We start from the raw sequence: 24,360 nt of genomic DNA on the forward strand, positions 1-24,360 counted from the left end.
TATACATAGAGATAATCAAAAAATCTACATCGTATATATATCATATGATGTAGCTTATAGTTAATTAGCATTGTTTCTATAATTTTAGTCCGCGAGCCTTGCCAAGGTTGGGGTTTCCCGCTCCAAATATGGCTTGAAAAAGCACTAAAAGCCTCACTCCTTAAATAGGAAGTGAGGCTTTTTTTTGTCTAATTTTTGGGGTTTGGAAATGAAAAGTGGTTTAATATTATGATTAAGAAGTTTTAAATTAGTGAACCCCTACTATGATGAGTTTACCAAGTTTGTTTGTACGATTTTTTTAATATAGATTGATACAGGTTATCAGCACTCTTAAAATGCCAAATATAATAACAAACACCCACAAACACACATTAATGATTAGGAAAAATCTTATGGCAAAATTAGAATCAAACATCGAATTAGAAGCCGCGGCATTTCGTCGCTTATTGGCTCATTTAGACGAGCGTAAAGATGTACAAAATATTGACCTAATGAACCTTGCCGATTTTTGTCGTAACTGCTTATCTAAATGGTATCAAGCTGCTGGTGAGGAACGTGGTATTGAAATCGAATACGAAGATGCGCGCGAGCTTGTTTATGGTATGCCTTACTCTGAATGGAAAGAGAAGCATCAACAAAAAGCAACACCAGAGCAATTAGCGCGTTTTAACGAGATTGAAGCTGCCAAAAACGAGAGTGATAAAGGACAAGACTGATTAAGAATAATAAGAGTTGCCCAAACTCCATAAGCGACACTCAGAGCAAACTATAAAAGATATTACAAAGACCCCAAGATAAAACTAAACATTGCCTCTAATTTAGCGGCTTTCTAAAGACTTGAGCATGCTATTAAAGACTATTGTGCCTTGTTTCTGCATTTTACGATCAAACAAACGCCCAACCAATGGCACAACCAATCGGCCTTCAGAGATCCAAGTCACGTGTGTGCTTCCATCCCCTAAGTCTTTTAAATCAATAATGCCCTTATAGTGCTCCATTTTTATAGGCTTAGCTTTTTCGATTTGATATTGCATATGCGTAGGACGCTCAAACGCAGTAATTCGCTCCCAGACTTTAAAGGCTCCGGTTTGTACCGTTCTTAAAGCGCCGACTCCATTACGCTCTTCATCACCTTCGGTCACCAACTTAGCCACACCTACAGATTTGAATAACCCATAACTGGCATGGTCACTTAGTGCCTCAAACACCTCATCAATTGGTTTTCTGACAATGCGTTCTACTTTTATTTTAAACATAACATTATCTCGCTAAGGTTAAAGTTATTTAGCTTACTGCCATTTCAGAAATAAATAAAGCAGTCACACTTTAAAAACTTATTACCGTGAAGAGCCTCGACCTTTTGCAGGACGCTTGCCATTTGTGGCAGGTTTGCCATTGCCCCCAGACTTTTTGCCATCACCAAAAGGACGTCTATTTTTACCTTTAGAACCTGCTGGTTTTTTAGCATCATCCTTGGCGTATTTATTACGGCCCTTTGCTGCACTCGCTGATTTTGAAGATGACCTCTCTTTTGACGAGGCATCAGTACGAGGTTTTTTGCGTGCTGCATTGCCAGATTTCTTGCCCGAATGATTGTCTTGCGAGGAAGAGTCTTCTACAGATTTAAGTAAAATAGACAACTCTGTTGGGGTTAAGTCTCGCCAATCACCAACGGGAGTACCTTTGAGACTTACATTCATAATCCGCGTACGCTCAAGCTTCACGACTTCATAGCCGAAATGTTCACACATACGGCGAATTTGACGGTTCAAACCCTGTACTAGCGTGATGTTAAATACGTTGGGCGCCACTTTAGTAACAGGACATTTTTTCGTCATCTTGCCAAGCATAGGCACGCCGCCCGCTAAACCCTCAATAAAACTATCTGTTATCGGCTTATTCACCGTTACCAAATACTCTTTCTCGTGATTATTACCAGCACGCAATACTTTATTCACCAAATCGCCATTGTTGGTCAAAAAGATTAGACCCTGAGAGTCTTTATCCAAACGACCAATCGGGAAAATACGTACCGAATGTCTCACAAAATCGACAATGTTATTTTTCTCGGAGCTTTCCGTGGTGCTCACAATGCCCACTGGCTTATTTAAGACAATAAAAACGAAATCATCAGCCTCTCGTAGTTCAATAAGCTGCCCGTTGACTTTTACCGCATCTCCAGCAACCACTTGCGCGCCTACTTGAGCACGCTTGCCATTGATGTACACATTACCTTGTTCAATAAAGCGGTCAGCGTCGCGCCTGGAGCAAATACCGCTTTCGCTAATGTATTTATTTAAACGAGTCGAGGAAGCGTTGAACATAAAGCACCGTTTTACCTGATAAGAAGCATTTTTTGCTAAGAAAAAAGCCTAAATTGAATGGATTATCAATAACGAAACAGCTCACATTATATAGGAAATTGAGCAACTCTTTGAGGAGAGATGGGCAAAAACCTAGAAATATATGCAGAATCATAAAATCGGAATGGCGTCAAAAGAGTTTCTTACAACCTGTGTAAACATTAGATTTAACATCAGAATCATGCTTTTAATCTGATACTCTATAAGTTTCTACCAACTTACTATAGTCAATCCACTATAAAATAAATACAGTACTACCAGAATAATATTTTCTTATTCTCTGTCAGCAACGGCACAGCAAGCAAAATTTGCTCCAGTCCCGCATCATAATTTAGGGAGTGTCCTAGCGTATTCATTTTATTTAGTATCGACCATATGGGAATAGGATTTTATAGTGGACAGTATTTTAAACCTATTGCAAACCATCCCAACTTGGCACTTAGTAGGCTTGTTTGTGGCTGGCATGCTTGCTTTTATTATCTCTATTATATCGGGTGGTGGCGGTGCCATATTACTGATACCTGTCACTTCTTGGATGATCGGGGCAACCGCTGCAGCCCCTGTGATCAATTTGGCCACTTTTGTTAGTAACGGCTCGCGGATGTATTTATTCTGGCATGATATTGATTGGTCGTTGACCAAATACTATGTGCCAAGTGCTCTCGTCGGGGCATGGCTGGCAGCATTGATATTTAGTCGATTGGATGCAGGCTGGATTCAGTTATTGATTGGCGTATTTTTAGTGTCTACCATCTTCCAATATAAGTTCGGCAAAGTCAGTAAAACGTTTGATATGCCCAAAGTAGGCTTTATACCGTTAGGCTTTGTCATTGCCTTTATGAGCACTTTGGTGGGTGGTCTAGGTCCTATACTGAACCCCTTTTATATGAATTCTGGACTAGAAAAAGAAAACCTTATCGCCACCAAAACGGCCAATTCTTTTTTTGTGGGTATTATACAAATCGCTAGCTACGCTTTTTTTGGCTTACTCACTGCCAAGCTTTGGGTCTATGGTCTTGTATTAGGATTGGGTGCGGTTATTGGCAATATCATTGGCAAACGCTTTTTGGCGGGAATGAGCATTAGTCAGTTTAGAGTTATGCTACTCATACTCATGGTCATCAGTGGCTTGATCATGATAATAAGAAATATCAATGTAATTTTCTAATCCGTTTTTATTAACACTGTTCTGTTTTTTGCCGTGGGCCAAACTCTCAACAGCCAAAAGGCTGTCCTAGACTATTTTATCTAGAGCAACCCTACAGACTGAACCACCCTACTATTCCGCATCATCTAATAGTTTGTTAAGCGCCTCTACCATAGCGTCATCTATGATGTTGTTTTCTACATAGCTTACTATCTCATCGATGGTCGTCAGATCCATTTCTCGAATACCTAAGCTCGCTAGCTGCTCATTAATAGAGTCTAAACTTTCATTACTTTCAGTATCATCCAATAAATTTTCTTCGAATCTTCCTCTGACGAACCAATACATTTTTTCTAGCACGGTTTCTTTTTTGGTCAACGTAGAATAACCGTCGCCATAAATGAATAGATTAAAATGATACGGTATCTCTACATCATTAATGAAAAAAGTACGCATGCATTCTAATGTATAGGCTTGAATCTCTTCATTTTCGACATCTTCATCACCTTTATTATCCTCATCATATTCAATCGCTTCTTCTATCAATCCGCCTAGTATTTGATAGTCGCCTACTTTGATTTTATGATTGTAAATTATACTAGAATCCGCTATCGCATCGAAAATAATGGCACTGACATCCAAGGTATGATTATCAATATCATAAAATACTTTTAACGCTGGTAAAAACTCTGTCAGCTTTTCTTCGGGCACTGGAATGAGAAACTGCTGCTCGTATATTTTAATCATGTCTTCAGGCGCATAGGTATTGGCACTATCAGTTTCATTTCTGCCGGTAGGCTGCATCGGTAAAAAATTATACGGGTTATTATTGGTCATGTAGTACGGCCTTGTTATTTGGGTTGGGTTTGTTAAATATCTATGGGCGTATTGTCTCTTATTCAGACGCTTTTGGATATACCGTTATAAAAATACCCGTTCAATCAGTCTTATCCAGTGACTAGCCATTACAAGTATCTACGCTTGTAAACTTACCTTCAAAAAATAGAAAAACTTTTATCAAACTGTCACTCCTTCTTGTACTGTTTGACTCAATCTTTAATAAGGCAAGCCTTTGATTTTGTGAATAAATACTCCATAACAGAATCGCATTAAATGATATTCGATAAGTTACAGAACTTACGCTAAATTAAACATTCTCGCTATCGGAGATTGCTTGGGTCTATGGCACACTCATGATAAGGCTTAGTTAATTATTGGTTATGAATTTATAAATCACTACTTAACGACCTATTGGCTTTACATAGATTATCTCGAATTTGGGTTAAATAAGGCCAAAACATAAGACGGCTCTATTTAAAAGGAAAAAATCTGACTTCTGCAAGGATGCTCCGCTTGAATTTATCCCCTATATATATTCAGCCAAATAACTTTGCTGATTACTTATCCAATCAGCAAGAGTATTGTTTGTTTTTAGATATAGATGGCACGCTTGCCAATTTTACGCTCAATCCAAAAGACAGCGTCATCCCAAGTTCGACACTAGTTCTTTTACAAAAAATCCAAAGTCACGGTGTCAAAATCGCTGCCATCACAGGACGCAGCCTGATAGAAGCAAAGCAGATGCTCTCCCCTATGACATTACCCATTGCAGCGACTCACGGATTAGAAATAGCGTTTGATGATGAGACAGACAATGACGGTATCACTATTGATACCACTGAGCTGTCTACCATTAGGCAAGCCATAATCGACTCTTGCACACCTTATAATGACTTCATTATAGAAACCAAACCCTATTCTGTCGCCTTACACTATCGGCAAAACCCTACTCTAGCCGATGTGGCTGATAGCATTGTGTCAACCGTTCTGGACAGTCACGCTGATTGGACAGTAAAGGTAGGAAAATATGTGTTTGAAATTGTGCCAAAAGGGATAAATAAAGGCGCCGCCATTTTGAGCTTATTAGAAAAAATGCAAACCAATGAGACGTCTTGTGCGATTTTTATCGGTGATGATGTCACTGACGAGGCAGGATTTGTAGCAATACAAGAGGGAAATGGCGCAATAGAAAACGCCTTCTCGCCAGCAACTGGCATGGGTATTAAAGTGGGTACTGAGCCAACCTGCGCCCATTATTATGTAAATGACATTTCTGAAGTGACGGTTCTACTTCAAAGCTTTTTAACCTTTTGCCAAACACACGCCACGCTAGCGCCTGACTTAGCAGCTGTTAGCCCTACTACTAACAAAACAGCGAGACACTTGATATGAGCCGCTTAATCGTCTTATCCAATCGGGTTAAAATGCCCGACAATAACCCGATGGCAGGTGGACTTGCGATAGCATTGCACAACGTATTGACAAGAAATTCAGGCATCTGGATGGGCTGGAATGGCGAAATAATTGACCCCTATGCAGACACCCATAACAGCTGTGACACCAATGAATTTAGCAATAGCAGGCAAAATGCTTTAGCAAATTCTGTTCTGCAAAGGGCTGATGCAAAAGTCACTTATATGACCACTGCTCTAACTCGCAAACAATATCAGCATTTTTACTGCGGATTTGCCAATAGTGTGCTGTGGCCACTGTTACACGAGCGCACTGAGTTAATCAGCCAAGCACCAGAAGATTATACAGGCTATCAAGTGGTAAACCGCCTTTTTGCTAGCCAATTAAAAAAAGTCGTTCAACCCGATGATGTGATTTGGGTGCATGATTATCACTTTTTAAGTGTGGCGTATCATTGTCGTCAATTGGGCATGAGTAATCGCATCGGCTTTTTCTTGCATATTCCATTTGCACCATTGGCATGTTGGCAACAGCTTGATAAAAGCCCTGAACTTATTACGCATCTTGCCCATTATGATGTGCTCGGTACACAAACTCAGAAAGGTAAAGCCAATGCGCTTGCTGTCTTTCGACATTACTTAAAAGACAGTATTTTAAGAGATTCGCCGATAAACGTATTAGATGCAGAGCAAAATTTTGCAAGCTCTCATAAACCAGCGAGCGCGCAGTTGATGCTCAATCTGGACTTAAGCGCCCCGCACTGTTTGGCAATTAATGCCTATCCAATCGGCGTCAATATAGCAAAAATCCAGCAGCAGGTCATGAACTCGTCCTCATATTTATCTTCACAATCTGCCCAGCATAATCAAAAAATAGCGGCTATAAAACCTACCGCCCAACAAATCATTGCGGTAGATAGGATTGATTACTCCAAAGGTCTATTGAAACGTTTTTCAGCGTATCGCTCTTTTTTACAGCACTATCCGATGTATCAACATCAGCTAAAATTATTACAAATTGCGTGCCCTAGCCGCTTAGACTTACCTCTTTACCAACAGCTTTACGATGATGTCAGACAAGCAGTGAATGGCGTTAATCAGCATTTTTCGCATAGTGAATGTAGAACAGATGCCTTTAAAGCCAATGATCTTAAAGCCGATGGTTTGAAAGTTAGCGACGTTAAAGCTGGCACTCTTATAAAAAATTGGCAGGCGATTACATATAGCGAAAAAGTCTTAAGCCACGAGACAGTAATGACAGCGTTTTGGCATAGTGATATCGGCTGGGTGAATTCACTGAAAGACGGTATGAATCTAGTCGCCAAAGAATACATTGCCGCGCAAAATCCTGACAATCCAGGAGTGCTGTTGCTGTCACAATATGCAGGGGCTGCCGAGCAAATGCAAGCGGCGGTCATCATCGACCCACACCAGCCCAAAAGCATCATCCACGGTTTAAAAATGGCTTTAGAGATGCCACTTGCGCAGCGAAAGGAACACCATCAGGAGTTATTGCACGGATTGCAGCAAGACAATTTGCACGCTTGGCAGCAAAATTTTTTAGATGATGTATACAATGGCAAAAGCCGACAAAAAAGCAGCGAACACCCAGCCGCAGTCCAAATGCCTGAACCACAAGAATAGTGAGGAGACGTGTATGTCATTATTAAATACCAGAAATTCGTTATTGCTAAATATCAAATCCGCCATAGAAGAAATCATTACCGCTGATAATCAATCCATCAGTACATTTGTCATCACCGATACATTGCGCCATGACATTTTAAATATCTTAGTGACTTATAGCGACAAAATTCCTCACCCTGCCAATGGTGACGGCAACCATTCACAAACCTTGATCCGTTGGCAGATTTTGGCATATGTGGCAGGCATTGACTTAACGATTGCGAAATGGTTCGAGTCGCACTTAGACGCGCTTAGTATTTTACATGAAGTGGGCTATAGCGAAGCGACACAAGGGCTATGGGCAATTTGGGCAGCAGAAGGTCATCCTGATCCCATACGTTATCAACAAGGCAAAATCAGTGGCACGAAATCGTGGTGTTCAGGGGCCAATATCGTTCATTATGGCCTCATGACTTACCGAGATGAACAGGGTCAATCACAACTGCTAGTTGTGAACATGAAGCAAGATGGGATCAGTATCGATAATGGAGCATGGCAAGCGGTCGGCATGCAAGCCACTGATACGGCTACTATACAGTTTCATCAAGTAACAGCCAGTAATGTTGGGGCGGCAAATGCATATTTAGAGCGTGTGGGATTTTGGCATGGAGCAGCAGGTGTGGCGGCTTGCTGGTATGGGGCAACGACTTCTCTAGCTGACTATTTAATAAAGGCGTATCAGCAAAAACCAAATGATTATAAAGCCATGTATTTGGGGCAGATTGGTACGGCATTGGCAGTTACTCAGCAGTACTTTCATCACGTTTCTCACTTGATCGACAGTCAACCAAATCGCAGTCATGAACTTGCCATTCGCCAATTAAGAGCAAACGTCGAGCAGCTGGCGCGCGAAGTCATCGAAACCGTTGGACTGGCATTGGGCGCGGCACCCTTTTGTGGTAATGCCCATTTCGCAAGACTAGCAGCGGATTTGCCTGTGTTTATTCGCCAAAGTCATGGCGCGTTTGACTTACAAAAGATTGGCGAACTATCAAGTACTTTAACCAGCGAATCAATCACTGCATCAACTGATGGGGAGGAAAATATATGGCAACTGTAACCAACAGTATGTCAAAAAATCCCGCATGGTCTGACCTAACATTTAGCGATAATGGTACAGGGATCAGTACCAATGCCGTAACCGATCATACGGCAGCGCCTGAACACCATCACCCAATTGTCGGTGACCGTGTGATTGAAGGTGATGGCACCAGTCAAAACGCTTGGCAAAACTGGCAAGGGTTGCAAGATTTACCTCGATTGCATATTGCACAAGACTTCTTACCGCATCAGCGTGTGTGTGTCTTTGCCCCTCATCCCGATGATGAAATCTTGGGCTGCGGCGGTATGCTGCAACAACTGGCGGCAAATGGCAATCCCATCGTCCTTGTCCATGTGACCAATGGCACGCAAAGCCACCCAAACTCGCAAATTTATCCGCCGCACACACTTGATATCATTCGCCCGCAAGAAAGCCTTGCTGCATTAGACATACTAGGTGTGGCGATTCAAACGACGACTGTTTCTCTAGATTTACCTGACGGTGATGTGTTCGCCCAGCAAGCACAGTTTAACGAAAAATTGGCCGCTATTATCCAGCCTGATGATATTTTGGTGACGCCCTTTATTCATGATGGGCATCCTGATCATGAAGCAACAGGGCAAGTGGTCGCCGCATTTGCCAAACAGCACAATCTGGCCTGTTATCAAGCATTAATTTGGGCGTGGCATTGGGCAAAGCCTGACGATAGCCGCATTCCTTGGCATTCTGCCATTAGATTGGACTTAACTGCGGAGCAGCTACAGCGTAAAACTCAAGCCATTGCTTGCTTTACAAGCCAAATAACCGTTGATGAAAGTACGGGTAACTCGCCCATTTTATCGGCTCAAACCATCGCTAGAATTAGCCAGATCTGGGAGGTCTATTTATATGAGCCACACCTCTAAATCGACGACACCAATGAGTCTTACCGATGATTCGTATGTCCCTAAAACAGCCTCGGCTGGCGATGCCGCTATTGATCATCAATCTGATACTTATTCAGAAACCTATTTTGATGCCTTATATAGTGACAGTACCGACCCATGGGAGTATCAGACGCGCTGGTACGAAAAACGCAAACGAGATATGTGTCTGGCGGTACTGCCACAAGCGCAATATAGCAATGCCATTGAATTGGGCTGCGGTAATGGTGTATTCAGCGAATTACTTGCCCGCCGTTGTCAGGCATTGGTCAGTATCGATGGTAATAAAAATGCGGTAGAACTTTCCACACAACGCTTGGCAGGATTTTCTCATGTCAGAGTGATACAAGGAGTGATTCCTAATGGATTATTGACGCTAGGTGAGGCACTTTTAAGTACTTATCCTTTATCAGACTTACCTGCCAATCCATCGCCCTTTGATTTGATTGTCATTAGCGAAATTCTATATTATTTATCACCAACTGATATCGATACAGTAATCGCTTGGATCGAACAAAACCTTGCCATAGGTGGCACGTTATTATGCTGTCATTGGCGCTACCCCATTGATGGCTTTAAGATGACAGGCGAAATGGTACATCAACGCTTACACCAAACGTTTAACTTGACCAATACTGTGCCAAGCAATAAGACAGTTAATATAAAAAATCATCAAGGGACTTTTACGCATCAAAGTAAGATGGTAGATACCGATTTTTTATTGGATGTTTGGCAAAACTCTCCGAAATCAGTCGCTATGCAAGAAAACTTAATATGACGGATATGACAATCAGTAAAATAGCGCGAGGAAGATGGAAACATGGCTGATATAAAAATCGGTATTGTGATTCCTGCTCATAACGAGGCGATGACTATTAGCGATTGCCTAGCATCGGTTCAGACCGCTATTGAGCAACTGCCCTCAAACATTTCGGCGTATCCGCTTGTGGTGCTGGATGACTGTACCGATGACACACTGGCGTTAGTCGAAAACGCAGGTGTTGATTATATAGAGTGTGATTATCATTGTGTAGGAAAGGTGCGAGACCTGGGCATTCGCCATGCTATCAAAAAAGGCGCAACATGGATTGCTTGTACGGACGCAGATTCAATCGTGACGCCAGATTGGTTGATGGAGCAAGTTACTCATATTAAGCAGCAGCCTACCGATATGATTTGCGGCGTAGTAGACGTTGATAACTGGGCGCATCTGACATCACAAACGCGAGAAGCTTATATCGCGCATTATCAAGATATGATGGGACATCGTCATATTCATGGGGCAAATTTGAGCTTTAGGGATGAGGCCTATCTCGCCGTTGGTGGCTTTGCACCACTACCTTGCCATGAAGATGTGGATTTGGTCAAAAAATTTGAAAATCAAGGCTATGCCATTACTTGGAGTAATCATGTCCGTGTGATTACCAGTAGTCGTTTAGAGGCGCGGGCGAATGAAGGTTTTGCGGCATTTTTAGCAAATTTAGAGAAGAGTAATTTATAAAGCCTTAGTATTAAATATCGCAAAAAATTTACACCAGCAATACTGTAGCGACTTTAAAGCATTTCAACTATATGAGTCAAAACGTTCTATCATTACTGATCACGCAATGTCTAAACCTTATTAAAAATAACAACGTACACAAACGAAAAAAGCTACAATACATAGGCTTATGTATCGTAGCTTTTGGCTGACTCAAATGTTTTATCGTTGCTGGCTATCAGACCCAGCCAGCTTCCAAAAGGTTCTCGGTATTACTCACTTTAAACTCATGATATAAATTAAAAAATACCATTGGATCTTCAACACTATCGAGCAACTCACGTTTATTCAGCGCGACAAACATGGCAAGTGCATAAGCTGCACAGTGGATAGATTTCTTGGGATTAAACTCAAGATCGGTAAAAGCCTGATATTGCATCACTTCTTCATGCAGCTGAGTATTTTGTTTTAGGGCATTCACATACAGCCAATCATAAAACGTGGTTAATGGCTCGACACTCCATTCCATACCAAAATAGTTATAGCCAATCAGTTCACCCGAGGTTATTAAGCGCTCGTCTTTTCTGGTTTGTCGTGGCGGCACACTTAGCAAATCAGTATAAGGGCCACCGTCCTCAAAAATCATACTGCTTTGAAAGGCATTTTCGACACTGTACTGACTACCATCATCATTCGTGAGCTTTAAGCTCAATGGACTTAGCGGAAAACTCAACTTGTTGCCAGACTTGCTGGACAGCTCTAACACGTGACTGAAGCCATATTTTTTGCGAATAACTTGATGCATATCATTGATGGATTTTTTCTTTTGTCGACTCGCAAACCCTACATGCCGCTCGAACCGAACCATGTCCGTTTTTACCAGATTGTCACTGGCGACTCTCGGCATAAATACAGGTCTGTGTTCTACAGCGTCTGGTGTTTGTTGCATAGGGTTCTGTCTTGGTTCCATAGCGATGTGCCTTATATCAATATATCAATGGTCTTGTATAAATGTTCTTTTATAACGGGTCTGGCATAAATATGATCGGTATCAAATAAAATAAATACGCGACATTATAATACCAAAGAGGCGCTGATCGGCTTCAATGAAAGCATACCGTCGCCTTTTTTTGGTTACGAAAAAAGCCTGTTAGTATACTGATTTTACCAAGTTTATCCCTACTGTTTCTTCAAAATAACGCGATTTTCTGCCATCTTATTGAATCAGTGATAGTTGATCCAGTTTGAAAGTGGTACAAGGCAATCGAGTACAGATGTATATGTCATACTTCAAGCGAGGTTAACGCTGTAACTCTTTTATAGTGGATTGACTATATCAAATTATCCAGCGGATCAGTCGTCCGAGAACAACTCACCTTTATCTGCCATCTCTAACAAAATCTGGGCAGGCGCAAAACGCTCACCGTATTGAGCCGCAAGCTCATGACTGCGCGCGATAAATGCCTCCAAACCCGTGGCATTGATAAACTGTAGCGTACCGCCGTGATGAGGCGCAAAGCCCCAACCAAAGATAGAACCAATATTGGCATCAGCGACAGAGCGCACGACTTTTTCTCCATAACACTTGGCGGATTCATTGGCTTGAATAAACATCAAACGATCAATCAAGTCTTGCTGAGACGGCTGCTCAGATTTTGGTGGATACAGATTCATCAGTTCAGGCCATAAATGTTTGTCACCATTATCCAAATACTCATAAAAGCCTTTGCCATTCTTTTTACCCTCGCGATTGTGCTCTTTCACCAGCGTTTTGAGTATTTCATAAGAAGGACGCACCTCAACAGGCTTGCCCTCAGCTGCCAGATCAAGCTGCTGCTGTTCGCTGACGTGCAATGCCAAACTCAATGACACCTCATCTTGTAGCGCCAATGGTGGCATCGGCATCCCTGTTCTCATACCAGCGACTTCGATACTGCGTGGATGAACGCCCTCACCTAACATCGCCATGCCCTCTGTGACATACGTGCCAAATACACGCGAGGTATAAAAACCGCGACTGTCATTCACAACGATAGGCGTTTTGCCAATGTGCATCACATAGTCAAAAGCTTTGGCTAAAGTGGCATTATCGGTTTGCTCACCCATAATGATTTCAACCAATGGCATCTTATCAACTGGCGAAAAAAAATGCAGGCCGATAAATTGGTTCGGGCGCTTGCTGGCTTTTGCTAATCCTGTAATCGGCAACGTGGAGGTATTAGAAGCGTAGATAGCTGTGTTAGCAATCATCGCTTCACTCTGTTCGGTACACTTGGCTTTAATCTCACGATTCTCAAATACCGCTTCAATCACAAGATCGCAGTCTGCCAAATCATCGTAGGAAACAGTCGGTTTGATGCGATCTAATAGCTCTTTTTTTTTCTCTTCAGTCGAATGCTGACGGCTGATCGCTTTATCCAAAATAGTGGCAGAATAGACTTTGCCTTTTTCAGCATTTGCCATTTCAGTATCTAGGAGTACTACCTGTATTCCCGCCTTGGCGGTGACATAAGCAATGCCCGCGCCCATCATACCAGCGCCCAAAATACCAACTTTTTTGGTTGCTGAACGCTCCATACCATGAGGACGAGACTGACCTTTTTTGATACTGTTAAGCTGAGTCCAAAGGGTATTAATCATATTTTTAGATTCAGTGGACAGCACACAAGCAGCAAAGTAACGCGACTCAATCTCAAGGCCAGTATCGATATCCACGAGGCAGCCTTCGAACACGCAAGACAGGATATGGGTAATCGCGGGATAATTGCCGTGTGATTTTTGATTGGTCATAGCAGGCGCTACTGAAAATATTGGCACGACGTTGGGATGGTTGCTGTCACCTCCGGGGATTTTGAAGCCTTTTTTATCCCACGGTTGTTGTGCATTAGGATTACCATGAATCCAGTCTTTGGCTTGTTTTAGCATATCTGCTCTACTGCTAGCAGTGGCATCTATCAGGCCGATGTCTTTGGCAGCAATTGGATGCAGCTCTTTGCCTTGGTTCATTAGCATCAATGCCGATTCAATACCTATTAAACGTGGTAAACGCTGAGTACCACCACCACCCGGCAATAAGCCCAACTTGACCTCAGGCAGGCCTAGTTTGGTTTTAGGTGAGTCAATAGCAATGCGATAGTGACATGCTAGCGCCAGCTCTAAACCACCGCCCAGCGCTGTTCCCGTTATGGCCGCAACGACAGGTTTTCCTGATATTTCAAGCTTACGCAGACTACTCTTGAGATTTTTAACCAACTCAAACGCTTGCTCAGCCGTTTCAATATGAGCCAGTTGATCGATATCTGCACCAACGACAAAGGTTTCTTTACCAGAGGTTAAAATCAAACCTTTGGCAGCGTCATCACTGATAAAGCTGTCTGCTATCGTTGATAAAAAAGCCTCTGTAAAGCCATCACCGATGACATTCATTTTACGATTCGCTTGATCGATAATGACGGTAACAATACCATCAGCGTCACGCTGGGCAGAGAAGTTTTCTAGCTCGTTAATTGTCGTTACGCTGTCTACTGTATGGTTATTTGTCATCATTTTTATCCCTTAAATGATTCTTTGTATATTATTTTTTCATCTATTTGCGAAAAGGGTTAAACACGCTCAATAATAGTGGCAATCCCCATACCACCGCCTACGCACAGCGTAATCATGGCGGTTTTTAGGTCACGGCGTTCTAACTCATCCAGAACAGTTGTCATCAGCATCGCACCCGTCGCCCCAAGCGGATGACCCATGGCGATAGCACCGCCATTGACATTCACGATGTCGAGCGAGAGTCCAAAATCATCGGCGGTATTCAGCGGTATCGCGGCGAAGGCCTCATTGATTTCCCATAGGTCGATATCTGAGGCTTGCATGCCCGCTTTTTTGAGGGCTTTTTGACAGGCAGGCGTTGGACCTGTCAGCATAATGGCAGGTTCTGAGCCAATAACGGATGCCATGGTGATTTTGGCACGTGGCTTTAACCCTGCTTTTTGACCAGCCGCCGCATTACCCACTAAGCAAATTGCCGCGCCATCGACGATACCCGACGAGTTACCCGCATGATGCACGTGATTGACGGATTCAATGGTGGTATATCTGTCTAATATCACGCTATCAAAGCCAATTTTGCCAAGCTTAATAAAAGAAGGGTTAAGACCAGCCAAGGTTTCGACAGTGGTATTGGGACGGATGGTTTCATCTTTAGCCAATAGCATCATGCCATTGATATCCGTAACGGGGACGACAGATTTGTCATAATAACCCTGCTCCCAAGCATAGGCAGCACGGCAGTGTGACTCCGTGGCAAAGGCATCGACCTCATTACGACTAAAGCCTTTGAGCGTCGCTATGGTGTCCGCACCAACCCCTTGCGGCACATAATGCGTGGCTTCATTGACGCGTGGATCCATATACCAAGCACCGCCATCAGAGCCCATCGGTACACGGCTCATGGATTCTACGCCACCTGCGACCACCATATCCTCCATACCTGATATGACTTTGGCAGCGGCCAAGTTGATTGACTCAAGCCCTGATGCACAAAATCGAGACAAGGTTAGACCTGCCACACTTTGCGCCCAGCCAGCATCAATGACGGCAATACGCGCAATATCAGAGCCTTGTTCACCAACAGGTGTCACGCAGCCGAGCACCACATCATCGACCAAGCTGGTATCCAAATTATGGCGCTGCTGCATCTCTTTTAATAAAGTACGAACCAGCCAAATCGGTGATGCCTGATACAAAGAGCCGTCTTTTTTTCCTTTACCACGCGGCGTGCGGATAGCCTCATAAATGTACGCAATCTCAGTCATAAAAATTCCTTTTTTATGGTTCAAATAAATAACAATCGTAATCTGGTCAGTTTACTTACTGAATAATTCGTTTGTTTATCCATATCTAAAATCAGAGTAGCAAGAAACACCAGTGTAAGTACTATATTTTATAGACTGTGCAGGCTTAGGATTGATTATAGCTATAAAAATATTTATTCTCTCCAAAAAGCAAAAACCCCACAATAAAGTGGGGCTTGGTTCATCTGAATCTGTATGTTACTAATATTACGCTTAGGATATCAGCATTTTCGTATATCGAAGCGTCTACACACTACTGGATTTTGGCAAACGGTACATTAAACTATCAACTACCTTGTTATTGTGCTCAGTCATTAGCTCGTAGCCTTTAATAACTCCGTCAAAAGGCAAACTACCTTCGTAACGCTGGTAGTGCTCACAAATACTTTCTTTCACAATCAAACTACGCTCTATTTCCTCTAATTCGGCAAAGTCATCCGGCAAACGTATATGAGCCAAACGTGAGGCATTACTGCGCGCCAGCCAATTTGCACCATCAAACTTAAATACTATCTTCGCTTGCAAGCTGTAGCTTGGTAAAACCTGAGGACAATGCGTCAAATCATATTTGATTTTGGCAATATCTTCTGCAAATGGCGTATAAGGTATCTCAAGCACCGCAAACAATTTGGTTAAAAATTCGTCAGCCGTAAAGTGTTTGTCAATATAGCTGCCGTCAAGCCCAAGGTGTTTGTTCGACAGAACATGCCGTAGCCGCTCACAGGCAGGTATGGTATGTTTTAAAGGATAACCCATGGCTTTGACAATGTCTTGTGAACACAGTTTGAGCGTGTCTATTTGATTGACCGCGTATTGTGCAAGAGGGTGACGGGGATGATAACGACGAGTATATTTGGATTGGTTGGCAGTGTGGCTCATGATATTAAACACCTTATACTCCTGTAACTCCGACGAAAAAGGTTGAAATACGCCCAAATAGGCAAATAAAATCAGGCACAAATGAGGATGTCGGAGTACAGGCTCATGCGCTTTACCAGAATTGTTTTATATCGTGCTGGAAGTTGCAAGGTTTGTACGCCACTATTTTATTGCAATAATAATTGGCACACAAAACCGTTAAACCCACGATATAGCATTCAATAATGATAGCACATCAAATGATAAAAAATAAATACTGATACAAGCGCTCATTATCAAAAAACTCCTTTAACTGTTGCCATTGACTTGGTATCTTGCCCCGACATCCTTATATCACTTGATATTTTTCATATTGCTTTTGGCTATATTGCTGTATTAGCACCTTATTTGTGTTGGATTTTATGAAACATAACCTTGAGGCGAGCTCCTATTCTCGCCGAACTCAGTATTTTCAAGTATTCTTGATGGGCGTTAGTGCGTTCATTATGAATACCACAGAATTTGTCCCTGTCGCTCTATTAAGTGACATTGCCCAAGATTTCTCCATCACGACGGCAGAGACGGGCTGGATGTTGACGCTTTATGCGTGGATCGTCGCTGCCATGTCATTGCCACTGATGCTACTCACCAGTCGGTTTGAGCGCAAGCGTTTGCTCTTGGCATTGTTTGCGGTATTTATTGCCAGTCATGCCTTGTCAGTATTTGCATGGAGTTTTAACGTGCTGCTTATCAGCCGCGTTGGGATTGCGCTATCGCATGCGATATTTTGGTCAATCACGGCGGCCATTGCCATACGTGTGGCACCCGAAGGCAAAAAGGCGTTGGCGCTTAGTGTGCTTGCGACCGGTACGTCATTAGCGATGGTGCTGGGTGTGCCGCTAGGACGATTGATCGGTCAATGGTTTGGCTGGCGAGCGACCTTTGGCGGTATTGGTGTCGTGGCGCTCATTGTATTTATTCTACAAGCGAGACTATTGCCCACACTGCCCAGCATGTTTGAGGGGTCTTTTAGAAAAATCCCAGAGTTACTAAAAAATCCTATGCTGGTCTGCCTATACTTGCTTATTTTGCTCGTCTTTACAGCACACTATACCGCTTACTCTTATATTGAGCCATTTATGCGTCAAGTTGGCTCAATCAGTGAAAACTCAGCCACTTTTATCTTGTTATTATTCGGTGTGGCAGGCATTGCGGGCAGTGTGATATTTAGTCGCTGGGGTGACAAATTCAATACTAGGTTGATGCTGATATCGACGATACTGATGCTGGCGTCCATGCTCGTGTTGTTGTTTGCCGTGACGTCTGTATGGGCGCTCAGTGTGATTGCGCTGCTTTGGGGAACAGCACTTATGCTGCTGATTATCTCCATGCAAGCCAAGGTGCTCATGGTGGATGTCAGCGCCCAAGACATGCTGATGTCGATGTTCTCAGGTATTATTAATTTAGGAATTGGCGCAGGTGCTTTGTTCGGCGGTTATGCGGTGACGCACGTCTCTCTATCAAGCGTAGGCTATGTTGGGGCAGCTATCGCTGTTGTGGCGTTGCTACTGATGCTATTTATGATAAGATGCTTTCCTGAGTTGAGCAAAAGACTCGGTTAATTACAACCTTGGTTAGTTGCGACTAGTAAAATCAACAAAAAAATGCCAGCTCAGGAAAAGGGCTGGCATTTTTCATTGTTCCTTTAAAAAGCAATTTCCTTAAAAGTCTACTTTGCCGCGCAACACTTTGGTCTTGCCGCGCTGGGTTTTTTGATCCACTCGTTTTCGCTTAGCATTTCTACTCGGCTTGGTTGACTTGCGGGTTTTATTAACATAAGTGGCTTTTATGATAAAACTGCGCAGACGTTCTAGCGCATCGATTTTGTTTCTTTCTTGCGTGCGAAACTGTTGGGCTTTAATGATGAGTACGCCCTCCTTGGTGATCCGACTGTCTTTGCTATCCAGCAGGCGCTGCTTGTGCTCATCGCTTAAACTTGAAGCCGTGATATCAAAACGTAGATGAATGGCAGAGGAGACTTTATTGACGTTTTGACCGCCCGCTCCTTGCGCGCGTATGGCGCTGATATCGACTTCATTGTCACTTAGGCTAATTGTATCGCTGATAAAAATCATAATGTGCTTTTATAAAGTATTGGTGTGGATGGTTTATGATAAAGCATTATCCGCCCGTCTGCCACTGAGTCAATAACTGACGGCAGCGCGCAATCACTGGCGCATCGACCATCTCGCCCTCTATCTTAAACACCGCCTGACCGCTGCGCTCATACTCTGCGACCACACGCTTGGCAAACTGAATTTCCTTGTCTGTCGGCTGTAAAGCTTTGTGGACAATGGCTACTTGCTTGGGATGAATACAAAGCATCCCTGACATGCCCATTTGTGACCATAGCTGTACTCGATTTCGCAGTCCTTCTTCATCCTTAAAGTCAGGATAGACGGTATCAATAGGCGGGGCGAGCTGGTGTACTTTTGAGGTCAAAATCAGCTGATAGCGAATCTGATTGGCGATGATATCTGCGGCAGGCGTGCCCACTTGTACACGTAGATCATTACACAAGTCTAAAAATCCATAACTGAATGCGGTAAGACCAGTGGCTTTCGCCATGCTGTCTATTTGATATAAACCAGCAGCGCTTTCTATGAGCGCAATGACTGGCAGACCCGTACGCTGGTGGACATATTCAATGTCTGCGACCTGCTCTGCTTTTGCCAATAGCACACCCGCCAGCTTTGGCATTTGCTGATATAATATTAAGTCTGCAACAAACGCCTCACTGCTCGCTTGATTAATACGTAACCAAATTGGCTGATATATTTGCTTCTCGTTTTGATCGTCATAGTAGTTTTTTAATGCCTCTCGAGCTTGCACTTTGTCCGCTTCGGCAACGGCATCTTCTAAATCGACAATCACCGCATCCGCCCCCCTCGCAAATGCTTTTTCTATTCGATCAATTCGCGTCGCGGGGACGAATAACCATGTGTTATTGTGAGCAGTAGTCTTCGTTTTATTACTATCTTTATTATTACTAACTGAATCCATATTTGCCTCCCTACATTTTGACGCCACCCATTTATTTGAACTTCTATCTGAGCATACCTTATTTTAGATGTTTGCATTAAAACATGAATCAAAAAAAACCGCATAAACAATACTTTCATGCGGTTTTCGATTTTGAATACTGTCGCTATTTTGCATTTAACCATTTAAAGCTAGGCAAGCATGCCACCATCAACCACCACTGTCGCGCCTGTGGTATAGCTTGAAGCATCAGACACCAGATACAATACCGTCCCCGCCATTTCATCGGGATCAGCCACACGTCCTAGCGGTATGGTATGCAGCGCCATTTTTAATATTTTGTCATTGGTAGTCAGTGCGGAGGCAAATTTAGTATTCGTCAAGCCCGGCAATAGGGCATTCACACGAATATTTAATGGGCCACACTCTTTGGCAAAGGCTTTAGTCATGCTAATGACAGCAGCCTTGGTGATTGAGTAAATACCCTGCTTGTCACCCGCAACCAAGCCGTTGACCGACGCTGTATTTAAAATCACACCGCCGCCCTGCTCGCGCATCATCTTGCCAGCCGCCGTCGACATAAAGAAATAACCGCGAATGTTCACTTCTACAGTTTTATCAAAAGCGGCCAAATCCGTGTCCAAAATATGACCATAATAAGGGTTTGCCGCCGCATTGTTTACTAAAATATCAATTTGACCGAACTCACTTTTAATATGCTCAAAAATCGCATCAATCTGCTCCATGTCTCCCACATGACAAGCAAACGCGCTGGCTTTATGACCATTCGCTGTAATGCTATCCGCAACCGCTTGGCAAGCATCGACTTTACGACTAGAAACGATCACGTGTGCCCCTCTTGACGCCAGCAGACGGGCGATAGATTCACCAATACCGCGACTGGCACCCGTCACCAACGCAATCTTGCCCGTTAAATCAAATAAATCTTTCATCACTATTCCTTATAGTTTAAATGCTTGAATAAAAGCCTTATCAAAAATCCGTTTGATATTAAGCCAGCATGCCGCCGTCCAAAGTAAAGGCATGACCGTTCATAAAACTGCTCTCGTCGCTAGCAAGCCACGCAATCGCGCCAGACACTTCATCGACTTCCCCTAAACGGCGCAGTGGGCTGGCCTTTATGGTGGCTTGCTGTGCGCGCTCGTTCATATTTGCCATGGTATTGCGTACCATTGGTGTGTCGATAAAACTTGGACAGACTGCATTAAAGCGAATATTGACACGTGCATACTCATGAGCAGCGGACTTGGTTAGTCCCATCACTCCATGTTTGGCGGCGCTATAAGCCGATAGCAAAGGCGCGGAACGCAGACCTGCAATAGAGGCCACATTAATCACATGACCACCGCCATTGGTCGCCATACAAGCAACAGCAGCACGCATACAGTGCCAAACGCCTTTTAAATTGACCGCGATATTACGATCAAAATCATCATCGCTCAGCTCATGCATGGGCGCAGGTTGATGGTCAATACCTGCATTATTGATCACGACATCGAGACCACCCAGCGCTTGCATCGCAAAAGCAAACAACGCGCGCACTTCATCGCCACTAGTGACATCGACTTTTTTAAACACGATACTATTGCCAGCATCTTGCCCTTGCTTGGCAACGGCAGTCCCCATCTCTTCTGCCAAATCGCCAATCACAACCTTGGCGCCGCGACTGGCCAGCAGTAGCGCACTGGCAGCACCAATACCAGACGCACCGCCCGTGATTAAAATCCGTTTGCCGGCCACATTACTGGCCACGCCTGATGCAATTCCCTTTGTATTCACTTTCATGATCTATCCCTCTACCTTAAGAACCAACTTGCCGAAGTTTTTACCTTTAAAAAGCATCATCAAGGTATCAGGGAACGTCTCGATACCCTCAACGATGTGGTCTTTAACCTTGATATCACCTGACTGAATCCAGCCTGCAATATCTTTCATTGCCGTCGGGTATTCTTTGATATTATCAAAGACGACAATGCCTTCCATACGCGCGCGATTGACCAATAACGACAGATAGTTTGATGGACCTTTGATCGGTGTCGTGTTGTTATATTGGCTAATCGCACCGCAAATTACGATACGCGCGCGCAGATTGATTTGGGTAAGTACGTCGTTCAATATGTCGCCGCCCACATTGTCAAAGTAGACATCGACACCGTCTGGACAAGTTTGCTTAAGCGCTTTTTTCACATCTTCGTTTTTATAATCGATGGTCGCATCAAAACCCAACTCATCTATCAAAAACTGACATTTCTCACTACCGCCCGCAATACCAACTACTCGGCAGCCTTTGATTTTGGCAATTTGACCAACTAGGCCACCCACTGCGCCAGCCGCGCCAGATACGACGACGGTTTCGCCTGCTTTTGGCTCGCCCGTTTTTAATAATCCAAAATAACCTGTCATTCCCGGCATACCGAGCACACCTAGGTAATAAGACAGGGGTGCAAGATTTGGATCAACCTTATATAATCCAGTACCGTCACTAACAGCATACGACTGCACACCGTTGTGACCACAAACATAGTCGCCGACTGCAAATTTCTCATGCTTACTGTCGATGACTTCACCCACTGTCCCCGCGCGCATGACATCACCAACTTGTACCGGCTCTATATAAGACTTCGCATCGTTTAGCCAGCCGCGCATTGCCGGATCTATAGAGAGGTATGCGATTTTTATCAGTAACTGTCCGTCAGTAATGGTCGGTAATTCTGACTCGGTATATTCCCAAGTATCGGCGCTCGGTTCGCCAACAGGTCTTGCTTTTAGTCGCCACTGCTTATTCATCGTTGTCATTTCTCTTTCCTTAGAGCTGTTATTAGAACCATTCAGCTTGCATGTCAGTGCAGACCGAGTTGGTGTTGGTGAGTAATTCAATATCGCGTTTGATTAGTGGTAACTCCCAATCGATAAAGTATTTTGCCGCTTGTATTTTGCCGCGATAGAAGTTTTGTTTGTCACTATTTTTGGTTTCATTCTTTTCGGCTTCAATCAGTAACTGTTCAGCTTTACTGGCTTGACGAATCCAAATCCAGCCCACCACGATTGAGGCAAAAATATTCATCAAAGCCTGCGCGTTACCCGTGAGTGTCACCGCTTTTTCTGTCTGTAGAATGTTGCCCAAATGAACTAGAACTTCATGTAAATGCGCCATATAAGGCGTCAATTTACCTGCCAATTTAGCGGTCTCAGGTGTGGTAATACTTTCCAAATCTTGGGTGATTTCCCGTTTCAAAATCTGAATACCCAGACCCTTGTTTTGCCATAATTTGCGAAATGACAAATCCAACGCTTGCACGCCATTTGTGCCTTCGTGAATGGGGTTTAAACGATTGTCACGCCAAAACTGCTCGGCTTGATACTCACGCGTATAACCAGCACCGCCCAATACTTGAATGCCCAAGTCATTGGCTTTGGGGCCATATTCAGACGGCCATGCTTTTAGCACAGGCGTGAGTAAGTCCAACAACTCTGACAGCTCGTTTTTTAACACATCATCTTCACAAGTGTTGATGCGGTCGATCAGGTTTGAGCCGTATAAGCACAATGACATCCCGCCTTCAGAATACGCCTTTTGCGCCAGCAGCATCCGCTTCACATCGCCATGTTGAATAATGGCAATTGCCGCATCTTCAGGTTTGTTATTGGGTGCAATCCTGCCTTGCGTTCTGTCTTTGGCATAATCAAGCGAATATTGATAACCGCGATACCCAATCATTGCCGCGCCAAAACCAACCGCGATACGCGCCTCGTTCATCATCTTAAACATATAACGCAAGCCAAAATGCTCTTCGCCAATGAGATAACCGTAACATTCGCCGTCATCACCGAAGCTTAATGCCGTGGAAGTCGCACCTCGATAGCCAAGCTTATGAATGAGTCCTGTTAGATGCACGTCATTGCGCGCGCCAACGGACAAATCGTCATTTAAACGATATTTTGGCACCGCAAATAAAGAGATACCTTTCACGCCCCTAGGGCCGCCTGGCACTTTGGCCAAGACCAGATGGACGATATTGTCAGACAGCTCATGATCGCCCGCTGAGATATAGATCTTGCTACCTTTCACTCGATACGAGCCGTCCTCTTGTTTTACTGCGGTGGTTTTGATATCCGCCAGCGACGAGCCAGCGTGCGGCTCTGTTAGCGCCATCGTTCCAGTAAACTCACCCGTCAACATGCGCGGCATAAAGGCCTCTTTGATCTCATCACTAGCGAAATGTGAAATGACATTGATCGCGGCGGTGGTCAAAAAGGGATACGCAGTGGTTGATGGATTGGCTGCCATAAAATAGCCTGCCACTGCGGTCATGACCGTCTCAGGCAACTGCATGCCCCCATCTTCAAAGCTGTAGCGCCCAGCAATAAAACCTGATTCGCGAAAGGCATCAAAAGCAACTTTTACCTCGTCTATCATGCTCACTTTTTTGCCATCGAACTGCGGCTCATTCTTATCCGCCAAGTGGTTGTGAGGCAAAAATAAATCAGTGGCTATTTTGTCTGCTGTGTCTAATACGGCGTCAAATGTGTCGCGGCTGTGTTCCGCAAATTTTGGATGTTCAGTTAGCGTCTCAGTACCTAAGACATCATATAGTTGGAAGGGTAATTCAAAATCGTTGATGAGTTTATCTGCTGCCATAGTGTTCTCGTTAGTATTGTCGTTAACAAATGAGTGAGGCTTATCACTAAATACTAA

22 protein-coding genes are annotated in these 24,360 nt (G+C 43.7%); 9 read left to right on the forward strand and 13 right to left on the reverse strand.

Annotated features, from left to right (window positions below; translation table 11 throughout):
* Positions 1–392 precede the first annotated feature (392 nt).
* Entirely contained in the window at positions 393–716 is a 324-nt protein-coding gene (locus tag M917_RS05430) for a DUF1244 domain-containing protein (RefSeq protein WP_021813780.1), read from the forward strand.
* Between the two features lie 102 nt (positions 717–818).
* On the opposite strand, the gene M917_RS05435 is transcribed toward M917_RS05430, so the two are convergent.
* Both M917_RS05435 and rluF read right to left on the reverse strand, forming a co-directional pair.
* Positions 819–1,256, reverse strand: a complete 438-nt coding sequence (locus M917_RS05435) for an SRPBCC family protein (protein ID WP_021813781.1) — start codon at positions 1,254–1,256, stop codon at positions 819–821.
* 81 nt (positions 1,257–1,337) lie between these two features.
* Positions 1,338–2,324, reverse strand: coding sequence for a 23S rRNA pseudouridine(2604) synthase RluF (rluF, locus tag M917_RS05440; RefSeq protein WP_021813782.1), 987 nt, complete (start codon positions 2,322–2,324; stop codon positions 1,338–1,340).
* Positions 2,325–2,757: 433 nt separating this feature from the next.
* Between rluF and M917_RS05445 the strand changes: the two genes are divergently transcribed.
* Entirely contained in the window at positions 2,758–3,531 is a 774-nt protein-coding gene (locus M917_RS05445) for a sulfite exporter TauE/SafE family protein (protein WP_021813783.1), read from the forward strand.
* Positions 3,532–3,642: 111 nt separating this feature from the next.
* Here M917_RS05445 and M917_RS05450 read toward each other — a convergent pair whose 3' ends face one another.
* Positions 3,643–4,347 carry a hypothetical protein gene (locus M917_RS05450; RefSeq protein WP_021813784.1) on the reverse strand — a complete coding sequence of 235 codons (705 nt, stop codon included), beginning with the start codon at positions 4,345–4,347 and terminating at the stop codon, positions 3,643–3,645.
* Between the two features lie 507 nt (positions 4,348–4,854).
* Here M917_RS05450 and otsB point away from each other — a divergent pair.
* The 6 genes from otsB to M917_RS05480 are packed head-to-tail and all read left to right on the forward strand — an operon-like array spanning position 4,855 to position 10,914.
* Entirely contained in the window at positions 4,855–5,742 is an 888-nt protein-coding gene (otsB, locus tag M917_RS05455) for a trehalose-phosphatase (protein ID WP_227500816.1), read from the forward strand.
* On the forward strand, positions 5,739–7,406 hold the full coding sequence (locus M917_RS05460; protein ID WP_021813786.1) for an alpha,alpha-trehalose-phosphate synthase (UDP-forming): 1,668 nt from the start codon (positions 5,739–5,741) through the stop codon (positions 7,404–7,406). Before otsB ends, M917_RS05460 begins: the two co-directional genes overlap by 4 nt.
* A 13-nt stretch (positions 7,407–7,419) precedes the next feature.
* Positions 7,420–8,508, forward strand: a complete 1,089-nt coding sequence (locus tag M917_RS05465) for an acyl-CoA/acyl-ACP dehydrogenase (protein WP_021813787.1) — start codon at positions 7,420–7,422, stop codon at positions 8,506–8,508.
* Positions 8,496–9,395, forward strand: coding sequence for a PIG-L deacetylase family protein (locus M917_RS05470; RefSeq protein WP_021813788.1), 900 nt, complete (start codon positions 8,496–8,498; stop codon positions 9,393–9,395). Before M917_RS05465 ends, M917_RS05470 begins: the two co-directional genes overlap by 13 nt.
* Positions 9,379–10,191 (forward strand): class I SAM-dependent DNA methyltransferase, encoded by an 813-nt coding sequence (locus tag M917_RS05475; RefSeq protein WP_021813789.1) that lies wholly within the window; start codon positions 9,379–9,381, stop codon positions 10,189–10,191. The genes M917_RS05470 and M917_RS05475 overlap by 17 nt, the downstream gene beginning before the upstream one ends.
* Positions 10,192–10,242: 51 nt before the next feature.
* On the forward strand, positions 10,243–10,914 hold the full coding sequence (locus tag M917_RS05480; RefSeq protein WP_040642078.1) for a glycosyltransferase: 672 nt from the start codon (positions 10,243–10,245) through the stop codon (positions 10,912–10,914).
* Positions 10,915–11,131: 217 nt separating this feature from the next.
* Here M917_RS05480 and M917_RS05485 read toward each other — a convergent pair whose 3' ends face one another.
* From M917_RS05485 to M917_RS05500, 4 genes are all read right to left on the reverse strand, one after another.
* The gene (locus tag M917_RS05485; protein WP_040642079.1) at positions 11,132–11,842 is read right to left on the reverse strand and encodes a DarT1-associated NADAR antitoxin family protein; all 711 of its coding nucleotides are present in this window, start codon (positions 11,840–11,842) and stop codon (positions 11,132–11,134) included.
* Positions 11,843–12,246: 404 nt separating this feature from the next.
* The gene (locus M917_RS05490) at positions 12,247–14,436 is read right to left on the reverse strand and encodes a 3-hydroxyacyl-CoA dehydrogenase NAD-binding domain-containing protein (RefSeq protein WP_040642082.1); all 2,190 of its coding nucleotides are present in this window, start codon (positions 14,434–14,436) and stop codon (positions 12,247–12,249) included.
* 59 nt (positions 14,437–14,495) lie between these two features.
* A complete protein-coding gene (locus tag M917_RS05495) occupies positions 14,496–15,704 on the reverse strand; it encodes an acetyl-CoA C-acetyltransferase (protein WP_021813793.1) in 1,209 nt (402 codons plus the stop codon).
* Positions 15,705–15,989: 285 nt separating this feature from the next.
* Positions 15,990–16,622 carry a hypothetical protein gene (locus tag M917_RS05500; protein ID WP_021813794.1) on the reverse strand — a complete coding sequence of 211 codons (633 nt, stop codon included), beginning with the start codon at positions 16,620–16,622 and terminating at the stop codon, positions 15,990–15,992.
* A 401-nt stretch (positions 16,623–17,023) separates the two neighbouring features.
* Here M917_RS05500 and M917_RS05505 point away from each other — a divergent pair, with 401 nt between their 5' ends.
* On the forward strand, positions 17,024–18,223 hold the full coding sequence (locus M917_RS05505; protein WP_040642084.1) for a sugar transporter: 1,200 nt from the start codon (positions 17,024–17,026) through the stop codon (positions 18,221–18,223).
* A gap of 99 nt (positions 18,224–18,322) precedes the next feature.
* Here M917_RS05505 and arfB read toward each other — a convergent pair whose 3' ends face one another.
* From arfB to M917_RS05535, 6 genes are all read right to left on the reverse strand, one after another.
* Positions 18,323–18,736 (reverse strand): alternative ribosome rescue aminoacyl-tRNA hydrolase ArfB, encoded by a 414-nt coding sequence (gene arfB, locus M917_RS05510; RefSeq protein ID WP_021813796.1) that lies wholly within the window; start codon positions 18,734–18,736, stop codon positions 18,323–18,325.
* 46 nt (positions 18,737–18,782) lie between these two features.
* On the reverse strand, positions 18,783–19,664 hold the full coding sequence (locus M917_RS05515; protein ID WP_021813797.1) for an HpcH/HpaI aldolase/citrate lyase family protein: 882 nt from the start codon (positions 19,662–19,664) through the stop codon (positions 18,783–18,785).
* A gap of 170 nt (positions 19,665–19,834) precedes the next feature.
* Positions 19,835–20,596, reverse strand: a complete 762-nt coding sequence (locus M917_RS05520; RefSeq protein WP_021813798.1) for an SDR family oxidoreductase — start codon at positions 20,594–20,596, stop codon at positions 19,835–19,837.
* Positions 20,597–20,654: 58 nt separating this feature from the next.
* Positions 20,655–21,449 carry an SDR family NAD(P)-dependent oxidoreductase gene (locus M917_RS05525; protein WP_021813799.1) on the reverse strand — a complete coding sequence of 265 codons (795 nt, stop codon included), beginning with the start codon at positions 21,447–21,449 and terminating at the stop codon, positions 20,655–20,657.
* Between the two features lie 3 nt (positions 21,450–21,452).
* Positions 21,453–22,460, reverse strand: coding sequence for an NADP-dependent oxidoreductase (locus M917_RS05530; protein WP_021813800.1), 1,008 nt, complete (start codon positions 22,458–22,460; stop codon positions 21,453–21,455).
* Positions 22,461–22,482: 22 nt separating this feature from the next.
* Entirely contained in the window at positions 22,483–24,303 is a 1,821-nt protein-coding gene (locus tag M917_RS05535; RefSeq protein ID WP_021813801.1) for an acyl-CoA dehydrogenase, read from the reverse strand.
* Positions 24,304–24,360: the final 57 nt, after the last annotated feature.

It is taken from the genome of Psychrobacter aquaticus CMS 56 (assembly GCF_000471625.1).
GTDB lineage: Bacteria > Pseudomonadota > Gammaproteobacteria > Pseudomonadales > Moraxellaceae > Psychrobacter > Psychrobacter aquaticus.

Bases quoted from the DNA above. Each gene is read 5' to 3' on its own strand.
- M917_RS05430 (WP_021813780.1), top strand. From the start codon at position 393: ATGGCAAAATTAGAATCAAACATCGAATTAGAAGCCGCGGCATTTCGT.
- M917_RS05435 (WP_021813781.1), bottom strand. From the start codon at position 1,256: ATGTTTAAAATAAAAGTAGAACGCATTGTCAGAAAACCAATTGATGAG.
- rluF (WP_021813782.1), bottom strand. From the start codon at position 2,324: ATGTTCAACGCTTCCTCGACTCGTTTAAATAAATACATTAGCGAAAGC.
- M917_RS05450 (WP_021813784.1), bottom strand. From the start codon at position 4,347: ATGACCAATAATAACCCGTATAATTTTTTACCGATGCAGCCTACCGGC.
- otsB (WP_227500816.1), top strand. From the start codon at position 4,855: ATGCTCCGCTTGAATTTATCCCCTATATATATTCAGCCAAATAACTTT.
- M917_RS05460 (WP_021813786.1), top strand. From the start codon at position 5,739: ATGAGCCGCTTAATCGTCTTATCCAATCGGGTTAAAATGCCCGACAAT.
- M917_RS05465 (WP_021813787.1), top strand. From the start codon at position 7,420: ATGTCATTATTAAATACCAGAAATTCGTTATTGCTAAATATCAAATCC.
- M917_RS05470 (WP_021813788.1), top strand. From the start codon at position 8,496: ATGGCAACTGTAACCAACAGTATGTCAAAAAATCCCGCATGGTCTGAC.
- M917_RS05475 (WP_021813789.1), top strand. From the start codon at position 9,379: ATGAGCCACACCTCTAAATCGACGACACCAATGAGTCTTACCGATGAT.
- M917_RS05485 (WP_040642079.1), bottom strand. From the start codon at position 11,842: ATGCAACAAACACCAGACGCTGTAGAACACAGACCTGTATTTATGCCG.
- M917_RS05490 (WP_040642082.1), bottom strand. From the start codon at position 14,436: ATGACAAATAACCATACAGTAGACAGCGTAACGACAATTAACGAGCTA.
- M917_RS05495 (WP_021813793.1), bottom strand. From the start codon at position 15,704: ATGACTGAGATTGCGTACATTTATGAGGCTATCCGCACGCCGCGTGGT.
- M917_RS05500 (WP_021813794.1), bottom strand. From the start codon at position 16,622: ATGAGCCACACTGCCAACCAATCCAAATATACTCGTCGTTATCATCCC.
- M917_RS05505 (WP_040642084.1), top strand. From the start codon at position 17,024: ATGAAACATAACCTTGAGGCGAGCTCCTATTCTCGCCGAACTCAGTAT.
- arfB (WP_021813796.1), bottom strand. From the start codon at position 18,736: ATGATTTTTATCAGCGATACAATTAGCCTAAGTGACAATGAAGTCGAT.
- M917_RS05515 (WP_021813797.1), bottom strand. From the start codon at position 19,664: ATGGATTCAGTTAGTAATAATAAAGATAGTAATAAAACGAAGACTACT.
- M917_RS05520 (WP_021813798.1), bottom strand. From the start codon at position 20,596: ATGAAAGATTTATTTGATTTAACGGGCAAGATTGCGTTGGTGACGGGT.
- M917_RS05525 (WP_021813799.1), bottom strand. From the start codon at position 21,449: ATGAAAGTGAATACAAAGGGAATTGCATCAGGCGTGGCCAGTAATGTG.
- M917_RS05530 (WP_021813800.1), bottom strand. From the start codon at position 22,460: ATGACAACGATGAATAAGCAGTGGCGACTAAAAGCAAGACCTGTTGGC.
- M917_RS05535 (WP_021813801.1), bottom strand. From the start codon at position 24,303: ATGGCAGCAGATAAACTCATCAACGATTTTGAATTACCCTTCCAACTA.